Origin of the sequence: Sphingomonas sp. CFBP 13733 (genome assembly GCF_014841795.1) — a bacterium.
Taxonomy (GTDB): domain Bacteria; phylum Pseudomonadota; class Alphaproteobacteria; order Sphingomonadales; family Sphingomonadaceae; genus Sphingomonas; species Sphingomonas aerolata.
In genome coordinates this window covers 245,524-269,326 of sequence record NZ_JACYUP010000003.1, presented here as the reverse complement: position 1 = coordinate 269,326, position 23,803 = coordinate 245,524, and the positions used below count along the sequence as shown (strand labels likewise).

Annotated in this window: 22 protein-coding genes; 13 read left to right on the top strand and 9 right to left on the bottom strand. The window is 69.0% G+C overall.

The window, feature by feature from the left end; all coding sequences use genetic code 11:
• Nucleotides 1-42: 42 nt before the first annotated feature.
• Nucleotides 43-951 (bottom strand): prolipoprotein diacylglyceryl transferase, encoded by a 909-nt coding sequence (lgt, locus tag IFT71_RS09765; RefSeq protein WP_425057506.1) that lies wholly within the window; start codon nucleotides 949-951, stop codon nucleotides 43-45.
• A 94-nt stretch (nucleotides 952-1,045) separates the two neighbouring features.
• Here lgt and IFT71_RS09760 point away from each other — a divergent pair, with 94 nt between their 5' ends.
• From IFT71_RS09760 to phbB, 4 genes are all read left to right on the top strand, one after another.
• Nucleotides 1,046-2,734, top strand: coding sequence for a class I adenylate-forming enzyme family protein (locus tag IFT71_RS09760; RefSeq protein WP_192140570.1), 1,689 nt, complete (start codon nucleotides 1,046-1,048; stop codon nucleotides 2,732-2,734).
• A 308-nt stretch (nucleotides 2,735-3,042) separates the two neighbouring features.
• Nucleotides 3,043-5,235 carry a molybdopterin cofactor-binding domain-containing protein gene (locus IFT71_RS09755; RefSeq protein WP_192140568.1) on the top strand — a complete coding sequence of 731 codons (2,193 nt, stop codon included), beginning with the start codon at nucleotides 3,043-3,045 and terminating at the stop codon, nucleotides 5,233-5,235.
• Nucleotides 5,232-6,239: a ferrochelatase gene (hemH, locus tag IFT71_RS09750; protein WP_192097935.1), complete on the top strand. Its 1,008-nt coding sequence runs from the start codon at nucleotides 5,232-5,234 to the stop codon at nucleotides 6,237-6,239. The genes IFT71_RS09755 and hemH overlap by 4 nt, the downstream gene beginning before the upstream one ends.
• Before the next feature lie 34 nt (nucleotides 6,240-6,273).
• On the top strand, nucleotides 6,274-6,996 hold the full coding sequence (phbB, locus tag IFT71_RS09745; RefSeq protein ID WP_192140566.1) for an acetoacetyl-CoA reductase: 723 nt from the start codon (nucleotides 6,274-6,276) through the stop codon (nucleotides 6,994-6,996).
• Nucleotides 6,997-7,145: 149 nt separating this feature from the next.
• On the opposite strand, the gene IFT71_RS09740 is transcribed toward phbB, so the two are convergent.
• Nucleotides 7,146-7,460, bottom strand: a complete 315-nt coding sequence (locus IFT71_RS09740; RefSeq protein ID WP_192140564.1) for a hypothetical protein — start codon at nucleotides 7,458-7,460, stop codon at nucleotides 7,146-7,148.
• Between the two features lie 539 nt (nucleotides 7,461-7,999).
• Nucleotides 8,000-8,395: a glycine zipper 2TM domain-containing protein gene (locus IFT71_RS09735; RefSeq protein WP_192140562.1), complete on the bottom strand. Its 396-nt coding sequence runs from the start codon at nucleotides 8,393-8,395 to the stop codon at nucleotides 8,000-8,002.
• Nucleotides 8,396-8,600: 205 nt separating this feature from the next.
• Here IFT71_RS09735 and IFT71_RS09730 point away from each other — a divergent pair, with 205 nt between their 5' ends.
• The gene (locus tag IFT71_RS09730; RefSeq protein ID WP_342212632.1) at nucleotides 8,601-9,635 is read left to right on the top strand and encodes an esterase-like activity of phytase family protein; all 1,035 of its coding nucleotides are present in this window, start codon (nucleotides 8,601-8,603) and stop codon (nucleotides 9,633-9,635) included.
• Between the two features lie 311 nt (nucleotides 9,636-9,946).
• On the opposite strand, the gene rpmB is transcribed toward IFT71_RS09730, so the two are convergent.
• Nucleotides 9,947-10,237 (bottom strand): 50S ribosomal protein L28, encoded by a 291-nt coding sequence (gene rpmB / locus IFT71_RS09725; protein ID WP_031395040.1) that lies wholly within the window; start codon nucleotides 10,235-10,237, stop codon nucleotides 9,947-9,949.
• A 227-nt stretch (nucleotides 10,238-10,464) separates the two neighbouring features.
• Between rpmB and IFT71_RS09720 the strand changes: the two genes are divergently transcribed.
• Nucleotides 10,465-10,698 carry a hypothetical protein gene (locus IFT71_RS09720; protein ID WP_031395039.1) on the top strand — a complete coding sequence of 78 codons (234 nt, stop codon included), beginning with the start codon at nucleotides 10,465-10,467 and terminating at the stop codon, nucleotides 10,696-10,698.
• A gap of 79 nt (nucleotides 10,699-10,777) precedes the next feature.
• The gene (locus IFT71_RS09715) at nucleotides 10,778-11,209 is read left to right on the top strand and encodes a nucleoside deaminase (RefSeq protein WP_192141221.1); all 432 of its coding nucleotides are present in this window, start codon (nucleotides 10,778-10,780) and stop codon (nucleotides 11,207-11,209) included.
• 516 nt (nucleotides 11,210-11,725) lie between these two features.
• Here the strand turns inward: IFT71_RS09715 and IFT71_RS09710 are convergent.
• Nucleotides 11,726-12,400, bottom strand: coding sequence for an OmpA family protein (locus IFT71_RS09710; RefSeq protein WP_056406963.1), 675 nt, complete (start codon nucleotides 12,398-12,400; stop codon nucleotides 11,726-11,728).
• Between the two features lie 140 nt (nucleotides 12,401-12,540).
• Here IFT71_RS09710 and IFT71_RS09705 point away from each other — a divergent pair, with 140 nt between their 5' ends.
• Nucleotides 12,541-13,842, top strand: coding sequence for a hemolysin family protein (locus tag IFT71_RS09705; RefSeq protein ID WP_107045480.1), 1,302 nt, complete (start codon nucleotides 12,541-12,543; stop codon nucleotides 13,840-13,842).
• Between the two features lie 76 nt (nucleotides 13,843-13,918).
• On the opposite strand, the gene IFT71_RS09700 is transcribed toward IFT71_RS09705, so the two are convergent.
• Nucleotides 13,919-14,320: a hypothetical protein gene (locus tag IFT71_RS09700; protein ID WP_192069506.1), complete on the bottom strand. Its 402-nt coding sequence runs from the start codon at nucleotides 14,318-14,320 to the stop codon at nucleotides 13,919-13,921.
• Between the two features lie 135 nt (nucleotides 14,321-14,455).
• Between IFT71_RS09700 and IFT71_RS09695 the strand changes: the two genes are divergently transcribed.
• Complete coding sequence (locus tag IFT71_RS09695; protein ID WP_192140560.1) at nucleotides 14,456-14,761, top strand: hypothetical protein; 306 nt, start codon at nucleotides 14,456-14,458, stop codon at nucleotides 14,759-14,761.
• Between the two features lie 41 nt (nucleotides 14,762-14,802).
• Here the strand turns inward: IFT71_RS09695 and IFT71_RS09690 are convergent, their stop codons facing one another.
• Entirely contained in the window at nucleotides 14,803-15,594 is a 792-nt protein-coding gene (locus IFT71_RS09690; protein ID WP_192140558.1) for a hypothetical protein, read from the bottom strand.
• 135 nt (nucleotides 15,595-15,729) lie between these two features.
• Entirely contained in the window at nucleotides 15,730-17,001 is a 1,272-nt protein-coding gene (gene purD, locus IFT71_RS09685) for a phosphoribosylamine--glycine ligase (protein ID WP_192140556.1), read from the bottom strand.
• Between purD and xseA the strand changes: the two genes are divergently transcribed.
• The 3 genes from xseA to IFT71_RS09670 are packed head-to-tail and all read left to right on the top strand — an operon-like array spanning nucleotide 17,000 to nucleotide 19,543.
• On the top strand, nucleotides 17,000-18,463 hold the full coding sequence (xseA, locus tag IFT71_RS09680; RefSeq protein WP_446740759.1) for an exodeoxyribonuclease VII large subunit: 1,464 nt from the start codon (nucleotides 17,000-17,002) through the stop codon (nucleotides 18,461-18,463). The two genes, purD and xseA, sit on opposite strands and share 2 nt — an antisense overlap.
• A gap of 31 nt (nucleotides 18,464-18,494) precedes the next feature.
• Entirely contained in the window at nucleotides 18,495-18,695 is a 201-nt protein-coding gene (locus tag IFT71_RS09675) for a DUF2093 domain-containing protein (RefSeq protein WP_031441717.1), read from the top strand.
• Nucleotides 18,692-19,543, top strand: coding sequence for a M23 family metallopeptidase (locus IFT71_RS09670; protein ID WP_342212631.1), 852 nt, complete (start codon nucleotides 18,692-18,694; stop codon nucleotides 19,541-19,543). Before IFT71_RS09675 ends, IFT71_RS09670 begins: the two co-directional genes overlap by 4 nt.
• A 13-nt stretch (nucleotides 19,544-19,556) precedes the next feature.
• Here the strand turns inward: IFT71_RS09670 and IFT71_RS09665 are convergent, their stop codons facing one another.
• Nucleotides 19,557-20,108 (bottom strand): hypothetical protein, encoded by a 552-nt coding sequence (locus IFT71_RS09665; RefSeq protein ID WP_244654857.1) that lies wholly within the window; start codon nucleotides 20,106-20,108, stop codon nucleotides 19,557-19,559.
• A gap of 307 nt (nucleotides 20,109-20,415) precedes the next feature.
• On the opposite strand from IFT71_RS09665, the gene IFT71_RS09660 reads away from it, so the two are divergent.
• Complete coding sequence (locus IFT71_RS09660) at nucleotides 20,416-23,553, top strand: TonB-dependent receptor domain-containing protein (protein ID WP_192140554.1); 3,138 nt, start codon at nucleotides 20,416-20,418, stop codon at nucleotides 23,551-23,553.
• Nucleotides 23,554-23,803: the final 250 nt, after the last annotated feature.

Genomic DNA, 23,803 nt, shown 5'->3' with positions numbered 1-23,803 from the left:
CGGCCTTCGCCGGGGTGGGGATGAGGGTGAGGGTGGTGTCCGCTACGCGACGCTCTGCGCGCCGGCGATCGGTTCGACGCGGATGCGGCGGCGGGCGGCGGTGAGGATCAGGAAGAGGCCGCCGAGGATCATCGGCACGCAGAGCCACTGGCCCATGTGGAGCCCGGTCTTCTCGGCAAAGGCGCGCAGCTGCGAATCGGGTTCGCGGAAGAATTCGACGGTGAAGCGCGCGAGGCCGTAGCCGAGCACGAACAGCCCGACGAGCTTGCCCGGGTCATAGCGCGCCTTGGTCTTCCAGAAGGCGAACCAGAGGAGCGCGAACAGCGCGAGGCCTTCGAGCCCCGCCTCGTAGAGCTGGCTCGGATGGCGGGCGGGTTCGATCATGCCGAAGGGGACGGTGCGCGCGAAGACGATGCCCCAGGCGACGTCGGTCGGCTTGCCCCAGAGCTCGCCGTTGACGAAATTGGCGAGCCGCCCGAAGAACAGCCCGAACGGCACGCAGCAGGCGATGTAATCGTGGACGCGCAGCCAGTTGAGCTTGTGCTTGCGCGCGAACAGGATCAGCCCGAGCGACACGCCGATGACGCCGCCGTGGAACGACATGCCGCCGTCCCAGAGCCGGAGGATGCGCAACGGGCGCAGGATCATCTCGGGCGCGTAGAACAGCACATAGCCGAGCCGCCCGCCGAGGATGATGCCGAGCGTCGCGTAGAAGACGAGGTCGTCGGCATGACGCCGCGCCATCGGTGCGCCGGGCTGGGCGAGCAGCTTCAGCAGATACCACCAGCCGAGCAGGATCCCGCCGATATAGGCAAGGCTGTACCAGCGCAGCGTGAAGAAGCCGATCGAGAAGACGTCGGGGTGGAGCCCCAGGTCCTCGAACCGGATATGTTGGCCCGTAGCGGGGCTAGGCAGGCCACCGGCTACGGCGGCTAAGGTCGACAGGATCAATGGCTTTTCCCCACGCGTTCGCGCCTGCATAATGAGCGGTGACGATAAGACCAAGGCGATAAGACCGGGGCCATAAGTCCAGAGGGAGAGTGAGATGCGGACCGAGCTAGACGCGGCGATGGATTCGACGATGGCGGCGCTGACCGCGCCCGGGGGGATGCTCGGGCTTGGATCGATCGAGCGGTTCGGCGTGACGCTGCCGACGATCGCGGTCGCGCCGCCCGCGCTCAACGCCTATTTCGCGCATTATGCCGGCGAGCACCGCGACCAGGTGTTCCTTGTCGCAGGCGACGAGCGGCTGACCTTCGCCGAGGTCGAGGACGCGGCCGAGCGCGTCGCCTGTGCGCTGGTATCCGCGCACGGTATCCAGCGCGGCGACCGGATCGGCATCGCGATGCGCAATTCGCCGTCGTGGATCGTGCTGTACATGGGCATCATCATGGCCGGCGGGGTCGCGACCCTGCTCAACGGCTGGTGGCAGTCGGACGAGCTGGAGGCGGCGATCCGCGACGTCGACTGCAACATGGTGTTCGCCGATCCGCCGCGCGTGAAGCGGCTGGCGCAGATCGCCGGGCTGGCGACGCCGGTGATCGGGATCGACGATACGCTGCCGCTGCGAATCGCGCTCGACGTGCTGCTGAAGGAGGATCCGGTCGGCGTCGCGCTGCCGCCGCTGGGCCCCGACGACCATGCGACGATCCTGTTCACCAGCGGGTCGACCGGCCAGTCCAAGGGCGCGCTGTGCGATCATCGCGCGATCATCCAGGCGATCTTCAACTATCTGGGGCAGGCGATGATGATGCTCGGCATCGCCACCGCGCAGGGCAATCCGCCGGTCGGCCAGCCGGTCACGCTGCTGACGATCCCGCTGTTCCACATCACCGGCGAGGTGCCGGTGTTCCTGCAGAGCTTCGCGATGGGGCGAAAGCTCGTGCTGATGCCCAAATGGGATGCGCGCGAGGCGATGCGGCTGATCGAGGCGGAGGGCGTGACCTATTTCGTCGGCGTGCCGCTGATGAGCTTCGAGATCCTCAACCACCCCGATCGCGGCGACTATGACCTGTCGACCGTGACCGATTTCGCCGCGGGGGGCGCGCCGCGACCGGTCGAGCATGTTCGGCGGCTGGGCGAGGAGATGGGCGGCAGCGCGCCGCTGATCGGCTACGGCCTGACCGAGACGAATGCGGTGGGGACGGGTAACTGGCGGAGCAATTATATCGCCAAGCCCAATTCGGCGGGGCGGGCGAGCGCGCCGCTGGTCGATCTCGCGATCCTCGACGATGACGGGCGCAAGCAAGACGTCGGCGTGCGCGGCGAGGTGGGCATCCGCAGCGTGTGCAATTTCAAGGAATATTGGAACCGGCCCGAGGCGACCGCGGCGGCGTTCACCGCGGACGGCTATTTCCGGACGGGCGATATCGGGTTTCTCGACGAGGACGGCTATCTGTTCATCGTCGACCGCAAGAAGGACATCATCATCCGCGGCGGCGAGAATATCTCGTGCCAGGAGGTCGAGGCGGCGCTGTACCAGAACCCCGCGGTCGCGGAGGCGGCGGTGTTCGGGCTGGCGGACGAGCGGTTCGGCGAGGTGCCGGGCGCGGTGGTGGTGCTGCGCGACGGCGAGACGCTGACGCCGGATGATCTGTGCGCGTATCTCCACCAGCATATCGCGGCGTTCAAGGTGCCGCAGCGGGTCTGGATCGCCGACGCGCCGCTGCCGCGGCTGGGGACGGAGAAGATCGACAAGGTGACGATCCGGGAGCGGTATCGGGGGATGGTCTGAGGGGGGTGCCTTCGGCCGGCGGGGCGTCGGCCGGGGGTGGCGTTCGGGGCTCTGGATCCTGACTTTCGTCAGGATGACGGACGGAGCGAGGCACCGGCACGCCCACCCACTCCCGTCATCCTGACGAAAGTCAGGATCCAGGGCCCAGCAGCGTTGCGTTTTGGTACCCTGGGTCCCGACTTTCGTCGGGATGACGGAAGGGGGGGATGACGGAAGGGGGGATGACGGGTGGGGGTGGGGCGCGTTCCCCCTCATCCGGCGGTTTGCGGCGCCTTCACCGCGGGGGGGAGACGGGGTAGGGGCGCGGGATGATTGGTCGGCGGGGGATTTTGGCGGGGGGCGGCGTGGGGATCGGGCTGGTCGTCGCCTGGGGGCTGTGGCCGCGTGATTATGCGCCGACGCTGGTGGCGGATCCGGGGGAGAGCGCGTTCGGGGCGTGGCTGAAGATCGGCAGCGACGGGCATGTCACGGTCGCGGTGCCGCAGGCCGAACAGGGGCAGGGCGTCTATACCGCGCTGGCGCAGATCGTCGCGGACGAGCTGGGCGCGGACTGGCGGACGGTGGGGGTCGAGCCCGCGCCGCTCAACCCGCTTTATGCCAATCCGGTCGGGCTGAACGCGATGTTCGAGGGGATGCCGGGCGTGATCCCCGCAGCGGTCGCCGGCCCCGCGCCGATGCTGACCGCGGGATCGAGTTCGGTGCGGATGTTCGAGGCGGCGTGCCGGAGCGCGGGTGCGGCGGCGCGGGTGCTGCTGTGCAAGGCGGCGGCGCGGCGCTGGGATGCGGACTGGGCGGACTGCCGGACCGAGGCGGGGTTCGTCGTCCAGGGCACGCGGCGGATTCGCTTCGCCGCGCTCGCCGAGGACGCCGCGCGCGAGACGCTGCCGGACGACCCCAATATCGGCGGGCCGGGCGCGGGGGCTCTCGCGGGGCGGTCGGTGCCGCGGATCGACACGTCGGCCAAGGTCGACGGATCCGCCAATTTCACCGGCGACGTCCGCCTGCCCGACATGGTCCATGCGGCGATCCGGCAGGGACCGGTCGGCGACAGCCGGCTGATCGGCGTCGACCGCGCCGCCGCGGACCGGGTGCGCGGCGTGCTGCAGATCGTCGAGACGCCGGCTTGGGTCGCGGCGGTGGCGACGACCGGCTGGGCGGCGCAGCAGGCGCTGTCCGCGATGGCGCCGCGCTTTGCCACGCGATCGTCGCTGGTCGATAGCGGGACGATCGCCGCCGCGCTCGACGCCGCGTTCGAGACGTCGGGCGCGACGATGGCGCAGAGCGGGGAGATCGGCACGCTGCTCGACGGGGCGGGGGTGGTGACCGCCGCCTACCGCGTCGCGCCCGCGGTGCATGCGGCGATCGAGACGCGCAGCGCGACCGCGGCGTACCGCGACGGGATATTGGAGCTGTGGCTGCAGACTCAGGCGCCGGGGCCCGCGCGCGCGGCGGCGGCAAGCGCGGCGGGGATCGCCGAAGCGCAGGTGGTGATCCATCCGATGCCGGTCGGCGGGGCGTTCGGCGCCGCGCTGGAGCATGACGCGGCGGCGCAGGCGGCGGTGCTGGCGGTGCGGCTGAAGCGTCCGGTCAGCCTGGTCTGGTCGCGGGCCGAGGACCTGATGCACGATCGCTATCGGCCCGCGGCGGCGGCGCGGCTGGCGGCGCGACTCGATGCGCGTGGGCGGATCCTCGCCTGGCGCACGGCGATCGCGGCACCTGCGACCGGCGCGGAGATCGCGGCAAGGGTGCTGCCGGGGATCGCGAGCCGCGCGGCGACCGCGCTGACCCGCGGCGATCCGCATGCGGTCGGCGGCGCGCTGCCCGCCTATGCGATCCCGGCGGTGGCGGTCGTGCATCATGCCGCCGAGATCGGCGTACCGACGGGGGCGCTGCGCGGCGGCGCGCATGGCTATACCGCGTTCTTCACCGAGACGTTCGTCGACGAGCTCGCGCGGATCGCCGCGACCGAGCCGATGTCCTACCGGATCGGCATGCTGGGCGGCGGGGCGAGACTCGCGCGGTGCCTGTCGACCGCGGCGTCGCTGGGCGGGTGGAATGGCGGTGTCCCCGGCAGCGGGCAGGGGATCGCGGCCCACGCCTTTCGCGGCAGTTTCATCGCCGTGCTGGCGGAGGCGCATCTGGGCGCGGACCGGCGGCCGGTGGTCGAGCGGCTGGTCGCGGCGGTCGATTGCGGGGTGCAGATCAACCCCGACCTGGTCCGCCAGCAGATCGAGGGCGGGCTGATCTTCGGGCTGGCGACCGCGCTGGGCGCAGCGACCGGCTTCACGCGCAACCTGGCCGATGCACGCGGGTTCGGCGACCTGCACCTGCCGCGGCTGGCGGACACGCCCGACATCACCGTCGAGCTGATCCGCAGCGACGAGGCGCCGGGCGGGGTCGGCGAGCTGGGCGTACCCGCGGTCGCGCCGGCGATCGCCAACGCAATCTTCTCCGCAACGGGCTTTCGTCTGCGCGATTTGCCTTTAAGACCCTCGACATGACCCTGCCCCCCGACCATCCCGCGATTCCGAAGCCCCGGATCGGCGTCCTGCTGATGAACCTGGGGACGCCCGACGGCCCCGACGTGCGATCGGTCAAACGCTATCTCGGCGAATTCCTGTCGGATCGGCGCGTCGTCGAGATTCCGGCGATCGCGTGGCAGCCGATCCTGCGCGGCATCATCCTGAACACGCGGCCGAAGAAATCGGCGCATGCGTACAGCCAGGTGTGGCGCGAGGACGGTTCGCCGCTCGCCGCGATCACGCGGTTGCAGGCGGCGGCGGTGAAGGATTCATTCGGCCCCGAGGTGCTGGTCGACTGGGCGATGCGCTATGGCCGGCCGGCGATCGCCGAGCGGCTGAGCGCGATGCAGGCGGCGGGCTGCGAGCGGATCCTGCTCGCGCCGCTCTATCCGCAATATTGCGCGGCGACGACCGCGACCGCGAACGACAAGGCGTTCGCGCATCTGGCGGGGCTGCGCTGGCAGCCCGCGCTGCGCACGCTGCCGCCTTATTATGACGATCCCTTGTATATCGACGCGCTGAAGACCGATCTCGAGACGTCGCTCGCCGCGCTCGACTTCGTGCCCGATGCGATCGTCGCGAGCTTTCACGGCATGCCCAAGCGGACGTTGGAGATGGGCGATCCGTACCATTGCCACTGCCAGAAGACCGCACGGCTGCTGAGCGCGGCGATGGGGCGCGAGCTGACGGTCGCGTTCCAGTCGCGGTTCGGGCCGCAGACATGGCTCGGGCCCGCGACCGACGAGACCCTCGTGGAGCTGGCCAAGGCGGGGAAGACCAAGGTCGCGATCTTTGCGCCCGGCTTTTCGGCGGACTGTCTGGAAACGCTCGAGGAATTGTCGATTCGCGGGCGCGAGAGCTTCGAGGAGGCGGGCGGCAAGGACTTTGCCTATCTGCCGTGCCTGAACGATGGCCCCGCGGGGATCGCGATGCTCGAACGGCTGCTCGCACGCGAGCTTGAAGGTTGGACGCGCCGCGGTTAGCCTCCGGTAAAACACGTATGGCGGGAGAGAAGGCATGGCACGCGTCGCGATCGTAACCGGGGGAACGCGTGGCATAGGCGAGGCGATCAGCCTTGCGCTGCAGAAGACCGGGCTGACCGTGGCGGCGACCTATGCGGGCAATGCCGAACGTGCCGAGGCGTTTGCCGCGCGGACCGGAATCGCGGTCTATCAATGGGATGTCGCGGATTACGACGCGTGCCAGGCGGGCTGTGCGAAGGTCGCGGCCGACCTGGGCGATGTCGACATCGTCGTGAACAATGCGGGCATCACGCGCGACGGCACGATCCTGAAGCTCAGCTATGACGACTGGAAGGCGGTGATCGACACCAATCTGGGCGGCTGCTTCAACATGGCCAAGGCGGTGTTCCCGGGGATGCGGTCGCGCAAATGGGGGCGGATCGTCAATATCGGTTCGATCAACGGGCAGGCCGGGCAATATGGCCAGGTCAATTACGCCGCGGCGAAATCGGGCATCCACGGCTTTACCAAGGCGCTGGCGCAGGAGGGCGCGCGGGCCGGCGTGACGGTCAACGCGATCGCGCCGGGCTATATCGATACGGATATGGTGGCGGCGGTGCCGGCCGACGTGCTCGAGAAGATCGTCGCGAAGATCCCGGTCGGGCGGCTGGGCCAGGCGAGCGAGATTGCGCGCGGGGTGGTGTTCCTGTGCTCGGAAGAGGGCGGGTTCGTGACCGGCTCGACGCTGAGCATCAATGGCGGACAGCATATGTATTGACGGTTTTGGCCCGGCTGCGGGGCAGCCGGGGCAAAACCGGCACGGCCGGCGGACGGGTGGAACCCGGTCCGGCCGACGGCTTTGCCGGCGGCTTGGGTTTCTCTGGGTCGCTGGGGACGGTGGCCTTGGGCTCTGGATCCTGACTTTCGTCAGGATGACGGGGTCGTTCCGGTCTCGGGGGCGAAACCGAAATAATCGTGGCGGTACGCGTCGAGCGCGGTGCCGATGCAGCGGACCGTCGGGGAGGACTGCGCGTCGCCCTGATCGTCGGCGTGCAGGGTGAAATCTGCGCTGGGGAGCTGGGTCCGGCTGGGACGGAATTTGCCGCGGACCGCGCCGCAGCGGGTGGCGATCTGCGCGACCGCGTGTGCGGTGAGGACGGGCTTTTCGGCGTGCGGCGCGGCCGCACAGCCGGCGAGTAGCGGAAGAGTCGTCAGCATGGCGAGCGCGAGGGTGCGGATCACGGGGCTCTCCGGGGTCTGGATGTCGCAGCGTAGGGCGGTCGGCGTTGCGACGGAAGCGGGGATGCGCGGCCGGGGACGGTGGGTGGTATCCTGGATCCTGACTTTCGTCAGGATGACGGGGTTTGGTGGTGGACGTCATTCACTCTCGTCATCCTGACGAAAGTCAGGACCCAGGGTCACGGGCGTTGCGGGTGGTAGCCTGGGTCCCGACTTTCGTCGGGATGACGGAAGAGGGGTGTGATGACGGGGTGCCAACTGGCGTAGGCGGGCCTGCCGTCGGCAAAGCCGTCGGCCGGGTTGGCGCGGGCGCCACCCGCCGGCCGGTCGAGGGTGCGCGACTTCGCGCGACCCTCGACGAACACGAGGCCGGCCCCCTGTGGGGGACCGGCCTCTGCCCTCGATACGCTACGCGAGGGAACTGGGGAAACTGGAGCAGGCCCGGAGCGGACGCCGGCTAAGCCGTCGTCGGACGGGTGGCTTGGGGCCACCCGCCGGCCGTGCCGGAGGTGCTCGCCGTGCGAGCACCCGCGCTGTCGCGCTTACCTCCGGCAATAGCGCGGGTTGTCCGACTTATCGATCGCGTTGCCGGCGAGGCCGCCACCGGCGGCGCCGAGGAGGGCGCCGATCGTGCCGTTGCCGCGACCCGCGACAGTGTGGCCGAGCAGGCCGCCGGCGAGGGCGCCGACGATCGTGCCGCCGGTGTTGTCGCAGCCGCGACGGTTGTTGCGGTCGTTGCGGTAGCTGTAGCGGCGGTCGTTGCCGCGATATTCGCGGTCATAGCCCCGGCCGTTATAGCCACGGTCATAGCCGCGCCCGTCGTAACCGCGGTCATAGCCGCGCTCGTATCCGTAGCGCTGCGCCTCAGCGGCGACGGGGACCAGGGTCGCGGTGCCCATTGCGAGCGCGCTGACGGCGAGGGTGAAGGTCTTGAACATCAAACGTCTCCCATTTGGGACCTGGGGGAGTGCGCCGGTGGCGGGCCCTTCGATCCTGATGACAGCCTTATGGTCGAGTCGGATTGAGCCGAGCCTGAATGCGTTCGTTATCAACGGTTCAGGCGCGACTCCGGTCCCGCGCCCTATCGCGTGCGCCTGACTGGAAGCAGGTGCCCCCGGGCGCGGCAGCGGCTATGGGGCGGGCGTGCGGCGTATCCCGACCCTGTTGTTCGTGCTGGCGAGCGTGCACCTGCTGGTGCCCGGATGGAGCGGCACGTCGCGGCTGCCGCTGCTGGGTGCGGCGGCGGACATGACCGCGACGCGGGTGCGGATCGATCCGGCGGATCCGTCGCGGCGGCGGCTCGGCGGGCTGACCTATCTGGGCGGGGTGGTGCTGCGCAGTCGCGATTCGGCGTTCGGGGGATATTCCTCGATCGCGGTCCGTCGCAGGGCTTCGCGGACGCAGGTGACGCTGCTGAGCGATGGCGGGAATATCGTCCGCTTTCATATCGGTGACGACTGGCGGCCCGCGGGGATCGGCTTTGCCGCGCTGCCGGGTGGGCCCGGACAGGGTTGGTCGAAGCGCGACCGGGACAGCGAATCGCTGACGATCGATGCGGCGACGGGGACCGCCTGGGTCGGGTTCGAATATTGGAACGCGGTCGGGCGCTATGCCGCGGGGGCGGACGGCACGCTGCTGGCGCGATTCGAGGGGATGGTCCGGCCGCGGGCGATGCGCGAATGGCCCGACAATGGCGGGCCGGAGAGCATGGTGCGGTTGCGCGACGGGCGATTCGTCGTGCTGTCGGAGACCGCGCGGCCGCGGGTGCGGACGAGCGCGGGCGGGGTCGGGCGCGGGACCGGGCGGCGGGGGCTGCTGTTTGCGGGCGATCCGCTCAACGCGCGCGGCGTCGGCTTTACCTATGTGCCGCCGGTCGGGTTCAGTCCGGTCGATGTCGCCGAGCTGCCCGACGGGCGACTGATCGTGCTCAATCGCGCCTTTGCCGCGCCGTTCGCGTTTTCCAACGCCGTGACGGTGATCGAATCGGGGGCGATTCGGGCGGGGGCGGTGGTGCGCGGGCGCGAGATCGCGCGGCTGGCGGCGCCGCTGGTGCATGACAATTTCGAGGGGATCGCGGTGGTGCGCGAGGGGGACGACACGGTGGTGTGGATCGTGTCGGACGACAACGAGACTGCGTTGGAGCGGACTCTGTTGCTGAAGTTTCGGCTGGAGGGGTAGCGGGGGGCGAGCGGGGGTGGCGGTGTCTCGACTTCGCTCGACACGAACGGGAGGGGGTCGCTGGACACGAACGGCGGGAGGCGAGCGGGGTGGGGGTGTCTCGACTTCGCTCGACACGAACGGGAGGGGGTTGCTCGACACGAACGGGAGGGGACGGTGCGCCGGGCGGGCGGTGTCTCGACTGCGCTCGACACCAACGGAGAGGGGGTGGAACGGGTTCGGCGGCGCGTTTCCGTGCGGCGGGCGTACAAATGCCGACGGCCCGCGCTCCGGTGGGAGCGCGGGCCGGGGCCGTGTCGCAGTCGCGCGGGTTAGGCGGCGGCGGCGATCTTCTTGACGACGTCGCGCTTCAGGCGGCGGGCCTTGAGCGAGAGCTTGTCGTCCGAGGTCTTGACGAGCCAGTTGTCGAGGCCGCCATTATGCTCGACCGAACGCAGGCCGTGCGTCGAGACGCGGAGACGAACGCTCTGCTCGAGCGAGTCGGAGATCAGCGTGACGTTCTGCAGGTTGGGCAGGAACGTACGCTTGGTCTTGTTGTTGGCGTGGGACACGTTGTTCCCGACCATCCGGCCTTTGCCGGTCAGTTCGCAAATGCGCGACATCTGTCTACCTATCAAGTGTCGGGAGGAACCCCGGAAAGGCGCGCGGATACCCGGCAAGCGCGGCCGCGTCAACCGATTCACCTGTTTTTGCCGATCGGTGCCCACGCGGATGCGGCGAACGGGGCGGCAGAGCGGGGCGTGCAACCGCGCGGGGTTGATCGACGTTGTTACGCCATCGAACCGGTCGACGCCCGTCATGGGTCGTGGCCTTATATAAGGGGAATTCCATGCGTACGCTCTTGTCTCTGGTCGCGATCGCGCTGCTCGCCGTCGTCGCGCTGATGTATTTCGGGATCATCAACATCGACCAGACGCGCGCCGGCGCGATCCAGACGCCGAAATTCGAGGCGGACGTCGCCAAGGTGCGGCTGGGGACCGAGACCAAGACGGTCGCGGTGCCGACGATCTCGGTCGACAAGCCGGGGACCGCGGCGGACAATGGGCAGGTGCCCGCCAACTGATCCGCGCCCGCCCTGCCCTGCGGCTTTACCTGATGGGGAAGGCAGGGCAGGGCGGGGCATGTTTCCGATCCCCGACCCGATGCGGCGCGCGCTGGACGCCGCGCGCGACGCCGCGGCGGCGGGGGAGGTGCCGGTCGGCGCTGTCGTGGTGCGTGCCGGGCAGGTGATCGCGACCGCGGCCAATGCGCCGCGCGCGCTGTGCGATCCGACCGCGCATGCCGAGATGCTCGCGATTCGCGCGGCGGCGAAGGCGCTGGGGCGGGACCGGCTGGAGGACTGCGATCTGTGGGTGACGCTCGAGCCGTGCGCGATGTGCGCGGGGGCGATCGCGCATGCCCGGATCGCGCGGCTCTATTACGGGGCGGCGGATGCGAAGGGCGGCGCGGTCGAACATGGCGCGCGGTTCTTCGGCCAGCCGACGTGCCATCACCGGCCTGAGGTGTATGCGGGGATCGGGGAGCGGGAGGCTGGCGCGTTGCTGACCGGGTTTTTCCGGGGGCGGCGTTCGTAGAAGAAGAATGGGTTCGCGCGGAGGCGCGGAGGCGCGGAGGGGGTGTGTCCAGCCCTGCGGTCGGGAGACCCTGACCTTTTGCGCTGCCGGACGTGATCGGGCGGTCGCTTCGCGGCGTCCACACCGTCTCCGCGCCTCCGCGCCTCCGCGTGAACCAAACTTCTTCTGTCTTGTGGCGCGTGCTCGTCCTTCCGGCTGACGCCGGGGCGCAGGACCATGCGGGTTTGCGCTTGTGACCCTGGGTCCCGGCCTTCGCCGGGATGACGGGGTGATCAAGACGGGGGGATTAAGGACAAGGGGTTCACGCGGAGGCGCGGAGGGGGTGCGTCCGGCCTTTCGGTCGGGAAACCCTGACCTTTAGCTCTGCCGGAGGTGATCGGGTGGTCGCTTCGCGACGTGCACACCCTCTCTGCGTCTCCGCGCCTCCGCGCGAACCCCTGTCTTCTACTGCCGGTCCGCCCGCACCCTGGGTCCCGGCTTTCGCCGGGATGACGGAGGGGCGGGCGGACGGTGGAGTTAGCGGAGGTCGTTCTGGGTGATGGGGACGATCTTGACCTCGACGCGGCGGTTGGCGGCGCGGCCGGCGTCGGTGTCGTTCGAGGCGATCGGCTGGCTTTCGCCGTAGCCGCGGGTGCCGATGCGGGCGGACTGGACGCCGTGGCTCGACAGGTAATCCGCGACCGAGGTCGCCCGGCGCTGCGACAGGGTCTGGTTGTAGGAGTCGCTGCCGGTCGAATCGGTGTGGCCGTACACGTCGATATAGGTCTGGTTATACTGGCCGAGCGTCGAGGCGACCTGGTCGAGCGTGCGCTGGAACTGCGGCTGCACGGTCGCGCTGTCATAGGCGAAGGTGATGCCCGACGGGATGTTGAGGACGAGGTCGTCGCCCTGGCGGATCACCTGGACGTCGGTCCCTGCGGTGCGCGCGCGCAGATCGCGCTCCTGCTTGTCCATGTACGCGCCGACGCCCGCACCCGCGAGGCCGCCGATGCCCGCGCCGAGCAGCTTCTCGGTCCGGTCGTTACGCCCGCCGACGATGTCGCCGAGCAGATAGCCGCCGAGCGCGCCGCCGATACCGCCGAGTGCGGTCTTCGAGATCGTGCGCTGGCCCGTCTCCGGATCGGTCGTGCAGGCCGACGTCGTGACGAGTGCGGCGAGCGCTGCGCCGATGAATATACCCTTGGCCTTCATGTCTCTGTCCCTTTTGATCATGCCGCAGATAACCCGGCATATTCGGCGATTGTTCCACCTGCGCACTGAACGCCCGATGACGATAAGTGTCGAGACCGGTTGTGAAGCGCGCGAATGTGCGCCAAGAGACGATCGAGCCAATGGCACCGCTTCCCCCCTTCCCCTGGATCGACGTCGCGATCATCCTCGCGCTCGTCGCGTTGAACGGCGTGTTCGCGATGAGCGAGCTTGCGATCGTGTCGTCGCGGCGTGCACGGCTCGACGCGCTGGCGCGGACCGGGCGGAAAGGCGCGAGCGCCGCGCTGCTGCTCGCCGCCGACCCCGGCAAGTTCCTGTCGACCGTGCAGATCGGCATCACGCTGATCGGGATCCTCGCGGGCGCCTATTCGGGCGCGAGTCTGGGCACGCCGACCGCGGCGCGGCTGCAGGCGCTGGGGCTGAGCGCGAGCACCGCGGAGACGGTCGGCTTTGCGATCGTCATCGGGCTGACCACCTATGCCTCGCTGATCATCGGCGAGCTGGTGCCCAAGCAGTTCGCGCTGCGATCGCCCGAGACGATCGCCGCGTTCATGGCGCGGCCGATGCGCTGGCTGGCGATCATCACCGCGCCGATCGTGTGGGTGCTCGATTCGACGAGCGCGCTGATCTTCAAGGCGCTGCGCCTCAACCGCGAATCGGAGGAGCATGTCACCGCCGAGGAACTGCACCTGATCGTCGCCGAGGCGTCCAAGTCGGGCGTGATCGAGGAGCATGAGCGCTCGATCATCTCGGGCGTGGTGCGGCTCGCCGACCGGCCGGTGCGCGAGGTGATGACGCCGCGGACCGATATCGACTGGCTCGACTGCAACTGGGATGCCGACGAGATCCGCGACACGCTGCTCGCGTCGCAGCACACCAGGCTACCGGTCGGCGACGGGTCGATCGACCGGGTGCGCGGCGTGGTGCAGGCGCGCGACATCGCCGCCGCGCTGTTCCGCGGCGAGCCGCTCGACCTCAACGTGCTGATGCGCAAGGCGCCGGTGGTGATCGACCAGATCGACGCGATGGACGCGCTGATCGCGCTGCGCCAGGCCGAGGTGCCGATGGCGCTGATCCACGACGAATACGGGCATTTCGAGGGGATCGTGACCCCCGCCGACCTGCTCGCGGCGATCGCGGGCGAGTTCAAGTCGGATGCCGACCCGGACGATTCGCCGTCGGTGGTGGTGCGCGACGACGGCTCGCTGCTGGTCGCGGGCACGATGGCGGCGGATGCGCTGGCCGACCGGCTGGGCATCGACCTGCCCGAGGACCGCGATTACGCGACCGTCGCAGGGCTGGCGCTCGCCGTGTTCCGCCATCTGCCGGGCGAGGGCGAAAGCTTCGTCGAACAGGGGTGGAAGTTCGAGATCGTCGATCTCGACGGGCGACGGATCGACAAGCTGCTCGTCAGCGAGGTTTGAGGCTGGGGGTGCGGGGCCCCGAACGCGCCGGATCACCGACCCGGTTGATTTACCCGGGCGCTCATTGTTTCGACGCTTAGCGGTTGCCCGAGATTTTAAGCCGTCGCGACACGTACCGCACGCAGGCAAAAACCGCGATTCCGACTACAAGAGACGGCGCATAGATCATTCCGACCCCGTAGATCGGGACGTCGCGAAGTGATTGGTAGTCATACCACGAGCTATAGATGACGTAGACGCACAGTGCGACGAACAGGATTGCGCACACGAGGATGGCGATCCTTGCTTCGGCGTCGACCTCCTCGTGTGCGACGGTTTCCGCATGCTCGCTGTTTGCCAGACGGTGCAGGACGGGACCAAGGAACACGCCAACGGCCAAACCGACCGCCAGGATAATGACAGGCTTGTCGAAGGCGACAGCAGCGCAGACGATTGGACCCAGACATAGATACGCAAGGATCAGCAGCCCCTTTGCCATCCCGTATCGTGGTTGCTGCATAGCCTGTCCGCCGCCTTATTGGTTTTCCTTGTCGTGGATGAAATTCGTTAACGGTGCGTGAGGCAGCGTCCGCGTCAACGCGGGCGGTGGTGGATGTTCGTGCTAGTGTCGGCCATGACCACCATAGCCTTTGTCTTATTGCTGCAAGTTGCCTCGGGGCAGATGGCGCCACCCGTGATCGTGCGGCCGGCGGATGACCGGACGGTGTCCGCCCCGCTTCGTGGGCTGGGCGACACGATGGAAATCGCGGGTCGCTGTTCGCGCTTTATCGCCGCCGCCGACATGGACACGTTCCTTGCCGTGGCCAAGGCCAACCCCGCCGACGAGCCGTATCTCATCAGCCGGATCGGCAAGGGCAGCCAGCATCCGAAGGATCCCGCATGGTGCAATGCGGCGATCGAGACGCTCGGTCGGAAATAGCCTGTCGGGATGAAGCAGGCCGCTGATGCGCGGCCTGCGTGTCAGAGTTTGCCGAAGACCGCTTCGAAGCCGGGCTTGTCGCCGGCGGCGAGGAGGCGGGATTGTTCGATCCAGCGGTCGCGGCCCATGCGGCCGGTGAAGGCGCCGAGCTGCGCGTCGATGTTCTGCGCTTCGGTTTCGGAAAGCGCGGCCATGTCGCCGACGGTGGTGACGCCCAATTCCGCGAGGCGGGTGGCGACCTTGGGGCCGAGGCCCTTGAGCTGGGTGACGGGGGCGGCTGCGTGGTCGACCGCGGGAGTCGGGGCGGGTGCCGGGGCAGGTGCCGGGATCGGGGCAGGCGCTTCGGTCGGGGTGGCGGCTTCGGCGGCGGGGTTGGCGTCGAAGCTGGCGGCGGCGATCGGTTCGTCGGACAGCGGCGCGGGGGTTGGCGCGGGAGCGGGCGCGGGCGCGGGGGCGACTGGCTGCGGTGCCGGCGCGACCGGAATCGGGGTCGGGGCGGTCTGGACCTGCGACTGGCTGGGCGCGGGAGCCGGTTTCGGGGCCGGCTTCGGGGCTGGCGCCGGGGGCGTTTCGGGGGCGGCGGCGGGCGTCGGCGCGGCGGGGAGATCGGGGGTCGGCTCGGGTGCGGGTTCGACGCCGGCTTCGCGCGCGTTGGCGATGACGTCGCGCGACGCCTTTTTGCGGCTGCGCTTGGCCTTGATGCCCCAGAGCAGCCCGGCGATCACGAAGAGCGCGAGCACCGCGATGATCGCGAAATGGATCGTCGTCAGCGTGGTGATGCCGTCGGGGAGCAGGCTGTCGCCCGAGGCGGACGTCGCGGAAGTTTCGTTCATTTGCCTATAGTAGCGGGGTGGGTCGGGGGGGGCGAGACTTAATGCGTGTTGGCGGTGGTATCAGTGGCGTTGCGTTTGGGGATGCGCCCCACCCCCAACCCCTCCCCTGAAGGGGAGGGGCTTTTTTGCTTCGGGTCAGCGGGTGAGTTCGCGCCAGCCTATGTCGCGGCGGTAGAAGCCTTCTTCGAAATCGATCGCCTCGACCGCGCGGTAGGCGTTGGTCTGGGCCGAGGCGAGGTCGTCGCCGGTGGCGGTGACGGCGAGGACTCGGCCGCCCGCGGCGACGAGGCCGCCATCCTCGAGCCGGGTGCCGGCGTGGAAGACGGTGCCGCCCGCCGCGCGTGCCGAATCGAGGCCGATGATCGCGCCGCCTGCCTTTGGCGTGCCGGGATAGCCCTCGGCCGCCATGACGACGGTCAGCGCGGTGGCGGCGCTGAAGCGGGCGGGGGGCAGGTCGGCGAGGCGACCTTCTGCGACCGCGAGCATCGTCGCGATCAGGTCGCCCTCGAACCGCATCATCAGCACCTGCGTCTCGGGATCGCCGAAGCGGGCGTTATATTCGATCAGCTTGGGGCCCTGCGCGGTGAGCATGAGGCCGGCATAAAGGACGCCGCTGAACGGGATCCCGTCCGCCGCCATCGCCGCGACGGTGGGGGCGACGATCTCGTCGAGCGCGCGCTGTTCGAGGTCGGCGGTGAGGACGGGGGCGGGGCTGTAGGCGCCCATGCCGCCGGTATTGGGGCCGGTATCGCCCTCGCCGACGCGCTTGTGATCCTGCGCCGAGCCGAACGGCATCAGCGTGGTGCCGTCGGTGAGGACGAAGAGGCTCGCCTCCTCGCCTTCGAGGAATTCCTCGATCACCGCTTCGGCCTCGCCGTCCGCGAACAGCGCGTCGAGCGCGGCGTCGGCTTCGGCGCGGGTGAAGGCGATGACGACGCCCTTGCCCGCGGCGAGCCCGTCGGCCTTGATGACCACGGGCAGCGAGAAGGTGCGGGTGAGCGCGACGTCGGCGTCGGCGCGGCTCGCGACGCGGACATAGCCCGCGGTCGGGATACCGGCGCGCGCGCACAGATCCTTGGTGAAGCCCTTCGACCCTTCGAGCTGCGCGGCGGCCTTCGACGGACCGAAGACGGGGATGGCGGCGGCGCGCAGCGTATCGGCGAGGCCGTCGACGAGCGGTGCCTCGGGGCCGATCACGACGAGGCCGATGGCCTTTTCGCGGACGAAGGCGACGACGGACGCGTGATCCGTCGCATCGAGACGCACGAGCGTCGCAAGGCTGGCAATGCCGGGGTTGCCCGGCGCGGCATAGAGCGTATCGAGGCCTGGAGAAAAGCTGGCCGATTGCACCAGCTTCCACGCGAGCGCATGTTCGCGGCCCCCCGAGCCCAACAGCAGGACGTTCATGCCCGATCCCTTTTCCGATGACGTCGTGTCCAGCGACATGCTGGCGAGCGATATGGGGCGGCTGGTAGCCGAGCCGGTCGCCGGCGACAACGCACTCGCCATGTCGGTCGGCGAACTCGCGTTCAAGCTGAAGCGGATGGTCGAGGGCGAATTCGGCCATGTCCGCCTGCGCGGCGAGATTTCGGGATGGAAGCGCGTCGCGTCGGGACATTGCTACATGGCGCTGAAGGACGATCAGGCGGTGATCGACGGCGTGATCTGGAAGGGAAGCGCGGCGCGGCTCGCCTTCGTGCCGCAGGACGGCGTCGAGGTGATCGCGACGGGCAAGCTGACGACCTATCCCGGGCGGTCGAAATACCAGATCGTGATCGACCGGATGGAGCTGGCGGGCGCGGGCGCGCTGATGGCGCTGCTCGAGAAGCTGAAGGCGAAGCTCGGCGGCGAGGGGCTGTTCGACGCGGGCCGTAAGAAGCCGCTGCCGTTCATGCCGCAGGTGATCGGCGTGGTGACGTCGGGGACGGGTGCGGTGATCCGCGACATTCTCCACCGGCTCGAGGATCGCTGTCCGACGCACGTCATCGTCTGGCCGGTCAAGGTGCAGGGCGAGGGATCGGCCGCCGAGATCGCTGCGGCGGTGCGCGGGTTCGATGCGATCGCGCCCGGCGGGCCGGTGCCGCGCCCCGACCTGGTGATCGTCGCGCGCGGCGGCGGGTCGGTCGAGGACCTCTGGTCGTTCAACGAGGAGGTCGTGGTGCGCGCGGTCGCCGCCTGTTCGATCCCGATCATCTCCGCGGTGGGGCATGAGACCGACACGACGCTGTGCGACTATGCCGCCGACCTGCGCGCGCCGACGCCGACCGCGGCGGCGGAGATCGCGGTGCCGGTGCTCGCCGACCTGCGCCTCACGATCGACAGCCATCGCAACCGGACCGAGCGGTGCGCGCGGCGCTATGTCGAGCGCGGGCGCGAGCGGCTCGACGCGCTGGCGCGGCATCTGCCCAAGCGCGACCAGCTGCTCGGGCCGCAGCGGCAGCGTGCGGACGATGCCGGGCAGCGGCTCGATCGCGGGCTCGAGCGGCGGCTGACGCTGGCGCGCGGGAGCCTCGACCGGTCGGGCGCGGCGCTGCGGCCGGCGACACTCGAGCGCAAGCTGGAGGGCGCGCGGGCGCGGCTCGATGCGACGTGGCGGCTGGTCCAGTCGCTCAACCCGGATGCGATCCTCGACCGTGGGTATGCGCGGGTGACGTCTCGGGCTGCGGGGGGCACGACGCTCGCGTCGGCGGCGGCGGCGCGTGCAGCGGGCGCGCTGACGCTGCATTTCCGCGACGGGATGGTCGATGCCACCGTCGATGGGGATGAGGGCGAGGTCGCCGCCAGGCCGAAGCCGGCGAGCCGGCCGACGCCGTCTGCCGCCCCGTCCGCTGCCTCCGGTGCCGCGCCGCGCCAGCCGACCCTGTTCTGATCCTTCCCCCTGTGACGACGAGAGAAATCTGATGCTGATGTCCAATTCCGACCGCGCCGCCAAGCTGCATTACATGGCGAACGGGTTTCGCGTGCTGAGCCCGGGGGATCATGTCGTGTGCGCGGTCACCGGCCACCGCATCCTGCTCGAGGATCTGCGCTACTGGAGCGTCGAGCGGCAGGAGGCCTATGCGACCGCGGCGGGCGCCGCCGAGGCGATGAAACCGCGGTGATCCGCACGCTGCTGCTGCCGTTGGTGCTGCTGGCGTCGGGCGGCGTCGCGCAGACCGGGCCGGCGCCTGTCGCGGTCGCCCCCGCGGCGACAGGGTTCGTCTGGACCGGGACGCTGAGCCAGGGCGGGCTGATCCTGGGCACCGCGCCTGCGGGGACGCGCGCGCTGACGCTCGACGGGCGGGCGGTGACGGTCGCGCCCGATCGCCGGTTCGTCGCGGGGTTCGACCGTGATGCGGGGACGCAGGCGATGCTCGTCGCGACGCTGGCGGACGGGCGCGTCGTCCAGCAGCCGCTGGGAATCGCGGCGCGCGGCTGGGACATCTCGCGGCTGTCGAGCCTGCCCAAATATCCGGTTCCCGCGCCCGAATTCGCGCGCGTGCGCCCCGGCGAACTGGCGCAGATCGTCGCGGCGCGGCGGATCGCGGCGGTGTCGGACGGCTGGCGGCAGGCGTTCGTCTGGCCGGTGACGGGGCGGATCTCGACGCTGTTCGGGTCGCAGCGCGTCTATGCCAATGGCGAGGCGGGCTCCTATCATTCGGGGATCGACATCGCGCGGCCGACGGGGACGACCGTGGTCGCGCCCGCGGACGGCGTGGTGATCCTGGCCGCGGATCACCCCTTCACGCTGGAGGGCAATCTGCTGATGATCGACCACGGCATGGGGCTGAACAGCGCGTTCCTGCATCTGTCGCGGATCGACGTGAAGCCGGGCGACCGGGTGACGCAGGGCCAGCCGGTCGGCGCGGTGGGGAATAGCGGCCGCGCGACGGGTCCGCATCTCCACTGGAGTTTGCGCTGGGGGGATGCGAAGCTGGATCCGTTGCTGGCGGCGGGGGTGATGAAGTAAGAGCGCGCGACGTCTAGTTGAGGCGGCGGACCTTGACCGCGGGCTGACCGCCGACGCTCATCCGGAAACTGCCGAGCGCGGCGCGCTTGATGACGACCGCGTCCTTCGCGCGGGGGCGCCGGGCGATCACATTGTCGTCGGTCTGGATCCAGCGCGCGCCGTCGGTGAGCTGGAAGCGCCAATGGCCGGAGTCGTCGACCGACGCACCCGCGAGAACCGCCTCGATCTGCGGCAGGTCCTCGGCCTTGCCGAGCAGGCCCGTCTCGGGAAGCGCGATGCCGAACACCGCGCGTCGCGTCTCGCGGACCTGCTGCTGATCGATGATGACGATCGTCCGGTTCGCTTCAGCCTGTTCGAGCGCGGCGACCGAGCGGTCGAAACAGGCGAGCCGCGCGGCGGTGTCCGACAGCGTGCGGCACTGGGTGAGCGCGACCAGCACGGGCGCGCGTCCGCCGCGCGGTGACCCCGCGGTCCCAGCGGACGGCAGGCCCGCGATCAGCAGGGCGGTGGTCAGCAGGCCGGCGATCAGCAGGCCGGGGGCCGCGCGTCGTGTCGATATGTGCATGTCCGTGTCATCCTCGTATCGGCTTCGGCAATCCGGGGCCGATCCGGGGCGGGGGCGCGCAGGGCCCGCCATCTCCGGAATATCCCCTTTGATTCCTTCGGAAAACCCGCCGGAGGGCGCCGGATTCGCGATGTTGCCTTTTTGTTACAATGGTACGTCAATGCGATGATCCGTTACTATTTTACAATTTTATTTTGGACAAAAGCGCTGCCGTTTGCGTAACCGGCCCCCAGTCAGTGCGCCGGAGCGCGCCGCAACACATCGCGTCAGTCATCACGGATCGACGACGCGAAAGGGGAATGAATACATGCGGAATCATATGTTTCGGGACTGCCTGCTCGCGTCCACGATGATCGCGGGCGCCGTTGTGGCGCTGCCGGCAGCGGCCCAGACCGCACCGGCTCCTGCACCGGCAGCCGAGCCGGCTCCCGCACCGCAGAGCACCACCAGCGACGACGGCGCGGCAGCGACGACCCCGGCGGTCTCGAACACGCCGAGCGAGGATCCCGCTGCAGCCGGGACCGCCGCGGGCACCGACATCGTCGTCACCGGATCGCGTATCTCGAACCCCAACCTGACCTCTGCCAGCCCGATCACCGTGGTCAACGCGGCGGACATCAAGCTGCGCGGCGCGACGCGGATCGAGGACGTGCTCAACAGCCTGCCGGCGTCGTTCGCGACGCAGACCTCGTCGGTGTCGAACGGTTCGACCGGTACGGCGACGATCAACCTGCGCAACCTGGGTGAATCGCGCACGCTGGTGCTGATCAACGGCCGCCGCCTGATGCCGGGCAACCCCTCGTCGAGCAGCACCGCGAGTGCGGCCGCCGACGTCAACATGATCCCCGCCTCGCTGATCAAACGCGTCGACGTGCTGACCGGCGGCGCCGGTTCGGTCTATGGGTCGGACGCGATCGCGGGCGTCGTCAACTTCGTGCTCGACACCGATTACGAAGGCTTCAGCGTCGACGTGTCGGGCGGCATCAACAACCACAACAACCGCAGCGAGCGGTTCCAGGCGCTGTCGGCGGCAAGCGGCTATCCCGCGCCGAGCGGCCAGGCGTTCGACGGCACGCAGTTCGACATCAACTTCAAGGTCGGCGCGGCCACCAGCGACGGCCGCGGCCATGTCGTCGGCTATGGCGGCTATCGCAAGATTGGCGCGATCCTGCAGGGGTCGCGCGACTATAGCTCGTGCGGGCTGAACGCGCCGTCGGGCAATGTCGGCAACGATTATGTCTGCGGCGGATCGGCCACCGCATTCCCGGCGAACTTCACGCTCGGCGATGCGACCGAGGGCGGGCCGCCGACCGGCTATACGCTGAACGCAGCAGGCCAGCTCGTCGCGGGGCGGACGCTCTACAACGCCAACCCGCTGAACTATTACCAGCGTCCGGACACGCGCTACACCGCGGGCTTCCTCGCCAAGTATGAAGTCAGCGACGCGTTCAAGCCCTATGCCGACTTCATGTTCATGGACGATCGCTCGGTCGCGCAGATCGCGCCGTCAGGTGATTTCAACAACACGACGGTCCTGAACTGCAACAACCCGCTGCTGTCGGCGGCGCAGGTCTCGACCTTCTGCCGTGCGTCCAACCTGGTGACCGACGCCAATGGCGCGGTGGTCAACCTGACCAACCCGGACGGCTCGCAGTATCAGCAGGCGAAAGTCCGCATCGGCCGTCGCAACGTCGAGGGCGGCGGGCGTCAGGCGGATCTTCGCCACACCCAGTATCGCTTCGTCGCGGGCGCGACCGGCGATATCGACAAGGGCATTTCGTACGAGGCCTATGGCCAGTTCGGCAGCACCGTGTTCAGCCAGGTGTATCGCAATGAATTCTCGATCTCGCGCACCACGCGCGCGCTCGACGCGATCACCGACACGCGTCCCGGCTCGGCGACGCTCGGCCAGGCGGTCTGCCGCTCGGTCGTCGACGGCACCGATCCGAACTGCGTCCCGCTCAACATCTTCGGCGCGGCCGGGATCACGCCCGAGGCGCTGAACTATGTCCAGACCCCGGGCTTCCAGTCGGGCGAGAACAAGGAAACCGTCCTCAACGCGAACTTCACCTTCAAGGGCGCCGAATACGGCGTGCAGTCGCCGTTCGCGAGCGAGGGCATCGCGCTGAACGTCGGTGGCGAGTACCGCAAGGAATCGCTGAGCCTCGAAGTCGACAACGCGTTCCTGAGCGGCGATCTGGCCGGCCAGGGCGGCGCGACGCTGCCGATCCGCGGCAGCTACACCGTCAAGGAAGTGTTCGGCGAAATCCAGGTGCCGCTGGTCAGCGACCGCCCGTTCGTCAACGAGCTGACGGTCAATGGCGGCTATCGCTATTCGAGCTACAGCACCGCGGGTTCGGCGCATTCGTACAAGGGTGAGCTGGTCTGGGCGCCGATCTCCGACGTCCGCTTCCGCGGCGGCTACAACCGTGCGGTCCGCGCACCGAACACGCAGGAGCTGTTCGCACAGCAGTCGGTCCAGCTCGACGGTGCGACCGATCCCTGCGCCGGCGCCGCGGTCAACGGCCTGGTCAACGGCAACACCGCCGCGCAGTGCGCGCTGACCGGCGTTCCCGCGAACCGGTTCGGCCTGATCGCCGCCAACCCGTCCGAGCAGTATAACGGCCTGCTCGGCGGCAACCCGAACCTGCGCCCCGAAAAGGCCGACACGTTCACCGCGGGCGTGATCCTGCGGCCGTCGTTCCTGCCGGGCTTCAACCTGTCGGTCGACGGCTTCCGCATCAAGCTGAAGGACCGGATCGGCGTCGTCGGCGCGGACACGATCATCGCGCAGTGCCTCCAGACCGCCGACGACCAGTTCTGCAGTGCGATCAACCGCGATGCCAACGGCACGCTGTGGCAGGGCAATGCGGGCTTCATCGTCGACACCAACGTCAATGCAGGGTCGCTGACCACGCAGGGGATCGAGACCTCGGCGGGCTATACCTACCGCTCGGACAGCATCGGCACGATCGGGCTGTCGTTCAACGGCACCTATGTCGACAAGTTCACGTCGGACAAGGTCGGCACCAAGTTCGATTGCGCGGGCCTGTACGGCGCACAGTGCGGCTATCCGATGTCCAAGTGGCGTCACCAGGCGCGTCTGTCGTTGACCACGCTGGGCGGCATCGGCCTGTCGGGCAACTGGCGCCATCTGTCGGCGACCAAGTTCGAGCGGACCAGCGGCGATGCCGACCTGGCCGGCCCGTTCTTCGCCAATGACGGCCGCGTGAAGGCGCAGGACTATTTCGATCTCGCCGCCACCATCCGGGTCGCGGACAAGGTCACCTACCGCCTCGGCGTCAACAACGTGCTCGACAAGACCCCGCCGATCCTCAGCGCGACGGCGTCGCCGATCGGCTCGTTCGGCAACGGCAACACCTATCCGGGCATCTATGATGCGCTCGGCCGGTACCTGTTCGTCGGCCTGACGATCGACATGTAAGCGATCCTTCGGGACGCGATATCGGGGGGCGGCGGATCATGGATCCGCCGCCCCTTTTTTTGGTTCGGGTGTGGCCGGTCCGGAGTGACGCTGAAGCCCGAGCCGAGGCCTCGCCAAGCGCCTGTCGCGGGTGCGACGTGAAAATGCCTTTGCCTAATTATTATGCGTAGCGATGATCTGCTGTCGGAAAAAGCAACAGATTGTAAGAAAAAGCACCAGTGATTGTGTCTTTTTCGCTACACGAGATTGC

Coding starts and splice junctions, on each gene's coding strand:
- IFT71_RS09760 (WP_192140570.1), top strand. CDS start 1,046: ATGCGGACCGAGCTAGACGCGGCGATGGATTCGACGATGGCGGCGCTG.
- IFT71_RS09755 (WP_192140568.1), top strand. CDS start 3,043: ATGATTGGTCGGCGGGGGATTTTGGCGGGGGGCGGCGTGGGGATCGGG.
- hemH (WP_192097935.1), top strand. CDS start 5,232: ATGACCCTGCCCCCCGACCATCCCGCGATTCCGAAGCCCCGGATCGGC.
- phbB (WP_192140566.1), top strand. CDS start 6,274: ATGGCACGCGTCGCGATCGTAACCGGGGGAACGCGTGGCATAGGCGAG.
- IFT71_RS09735 (WP_192140562.1), bottom strand. CDS start 8,395: ATGTTCAAGACCTTCACCCTCGCCGTCAGCGCGCTCGCAATGGGCACC.
- rpmB (WP_031395040.1), bottom strand. CDS start 10,237: ATGTCGCGCATTTGCGAACTGACCGGCAAAGGCCGGATGGTCGGGAAC.
- IFT71_RS09720 (WP_031395039.1), top strand. CDS start 10,465: ATGCGTACGCTCTTGTCTCTGGTCGCGATCGCGCTGCTCGCCGTCGTC.
- IFT71_RS09715 (WP_192141221.1), top strand. CDS start 10,778: ATGCGGCGCGCGCTGGACGCCGCGCGCGACGCCGCGGCGGCGGGGGAG.
- IFT71_RS09710 (WP_056406963.1), bottom strand. CDS start 12,400: ATGAAGGCCAAGGGTATATTCATCGGCGCAGCGCTCGCCGCACTCGTC.
- IFT71_RS09705 (WP_107045480.1), top strand. CDS start 12,541: ATGGCACCGCTTCCCCCCTTCCCCTGGATCGACGTCGCGATCATCCTC.
- IFT71_RS09700 (WP_192069506.1), bottom strand. CDS start 14,320: ATGGCAAAGGGGCTGCTGATCCTTGCGTATCTATGTCTGGGTCCAATC.
- IFT71_RS09695 (WP_192140560.1), top strand. CDS start 14,456: ATGACCACCATAGCCTTTGTCTTATTGCTGCAAGTTGCCTCGGGGCAG.
- IFT71_RS09690 (WP_192140558.1), bottom strand. CDS start 15,594: ATGAACGAAACTTCCGCGACGTCCGCCTCGGGCGACAGCCTGCTCCCC.
- xseA (WP_446740759.1), top strand. CDS start 17,000: ATGCCCGATCCCTTTTCCGATGACGTCGTGTCCAGCGACATGCTGGCG.
- purD (WP_192140556.1), bottom strand. CDS start 17,001: ATGAACGTCCTGCTGTTGGGCTCGGGGGGCCGCGAACATGCGCTCGCG.
- IFT71_RS09675 (WP_031441717.1), top strand. CDS start 18,495: ATGCTGATGTCCAATTCCGACCGCGCCGCCAAGCTGCATTACATGGCG.
- IFT71_RS09665 (WP_244654857.1), bottom strand. CDS start 20,108: ATGCACATATCGACACGACGCGCGGCCCCCGGCCTGCTGATCGCCGGC.
- IFT71_RS09660 (WP_192140554.1), top strand. CDS start 20,416: ATGCGGAATCATATGTTTCGGGACTGCCTGCTCGCGTCCACGATGATC.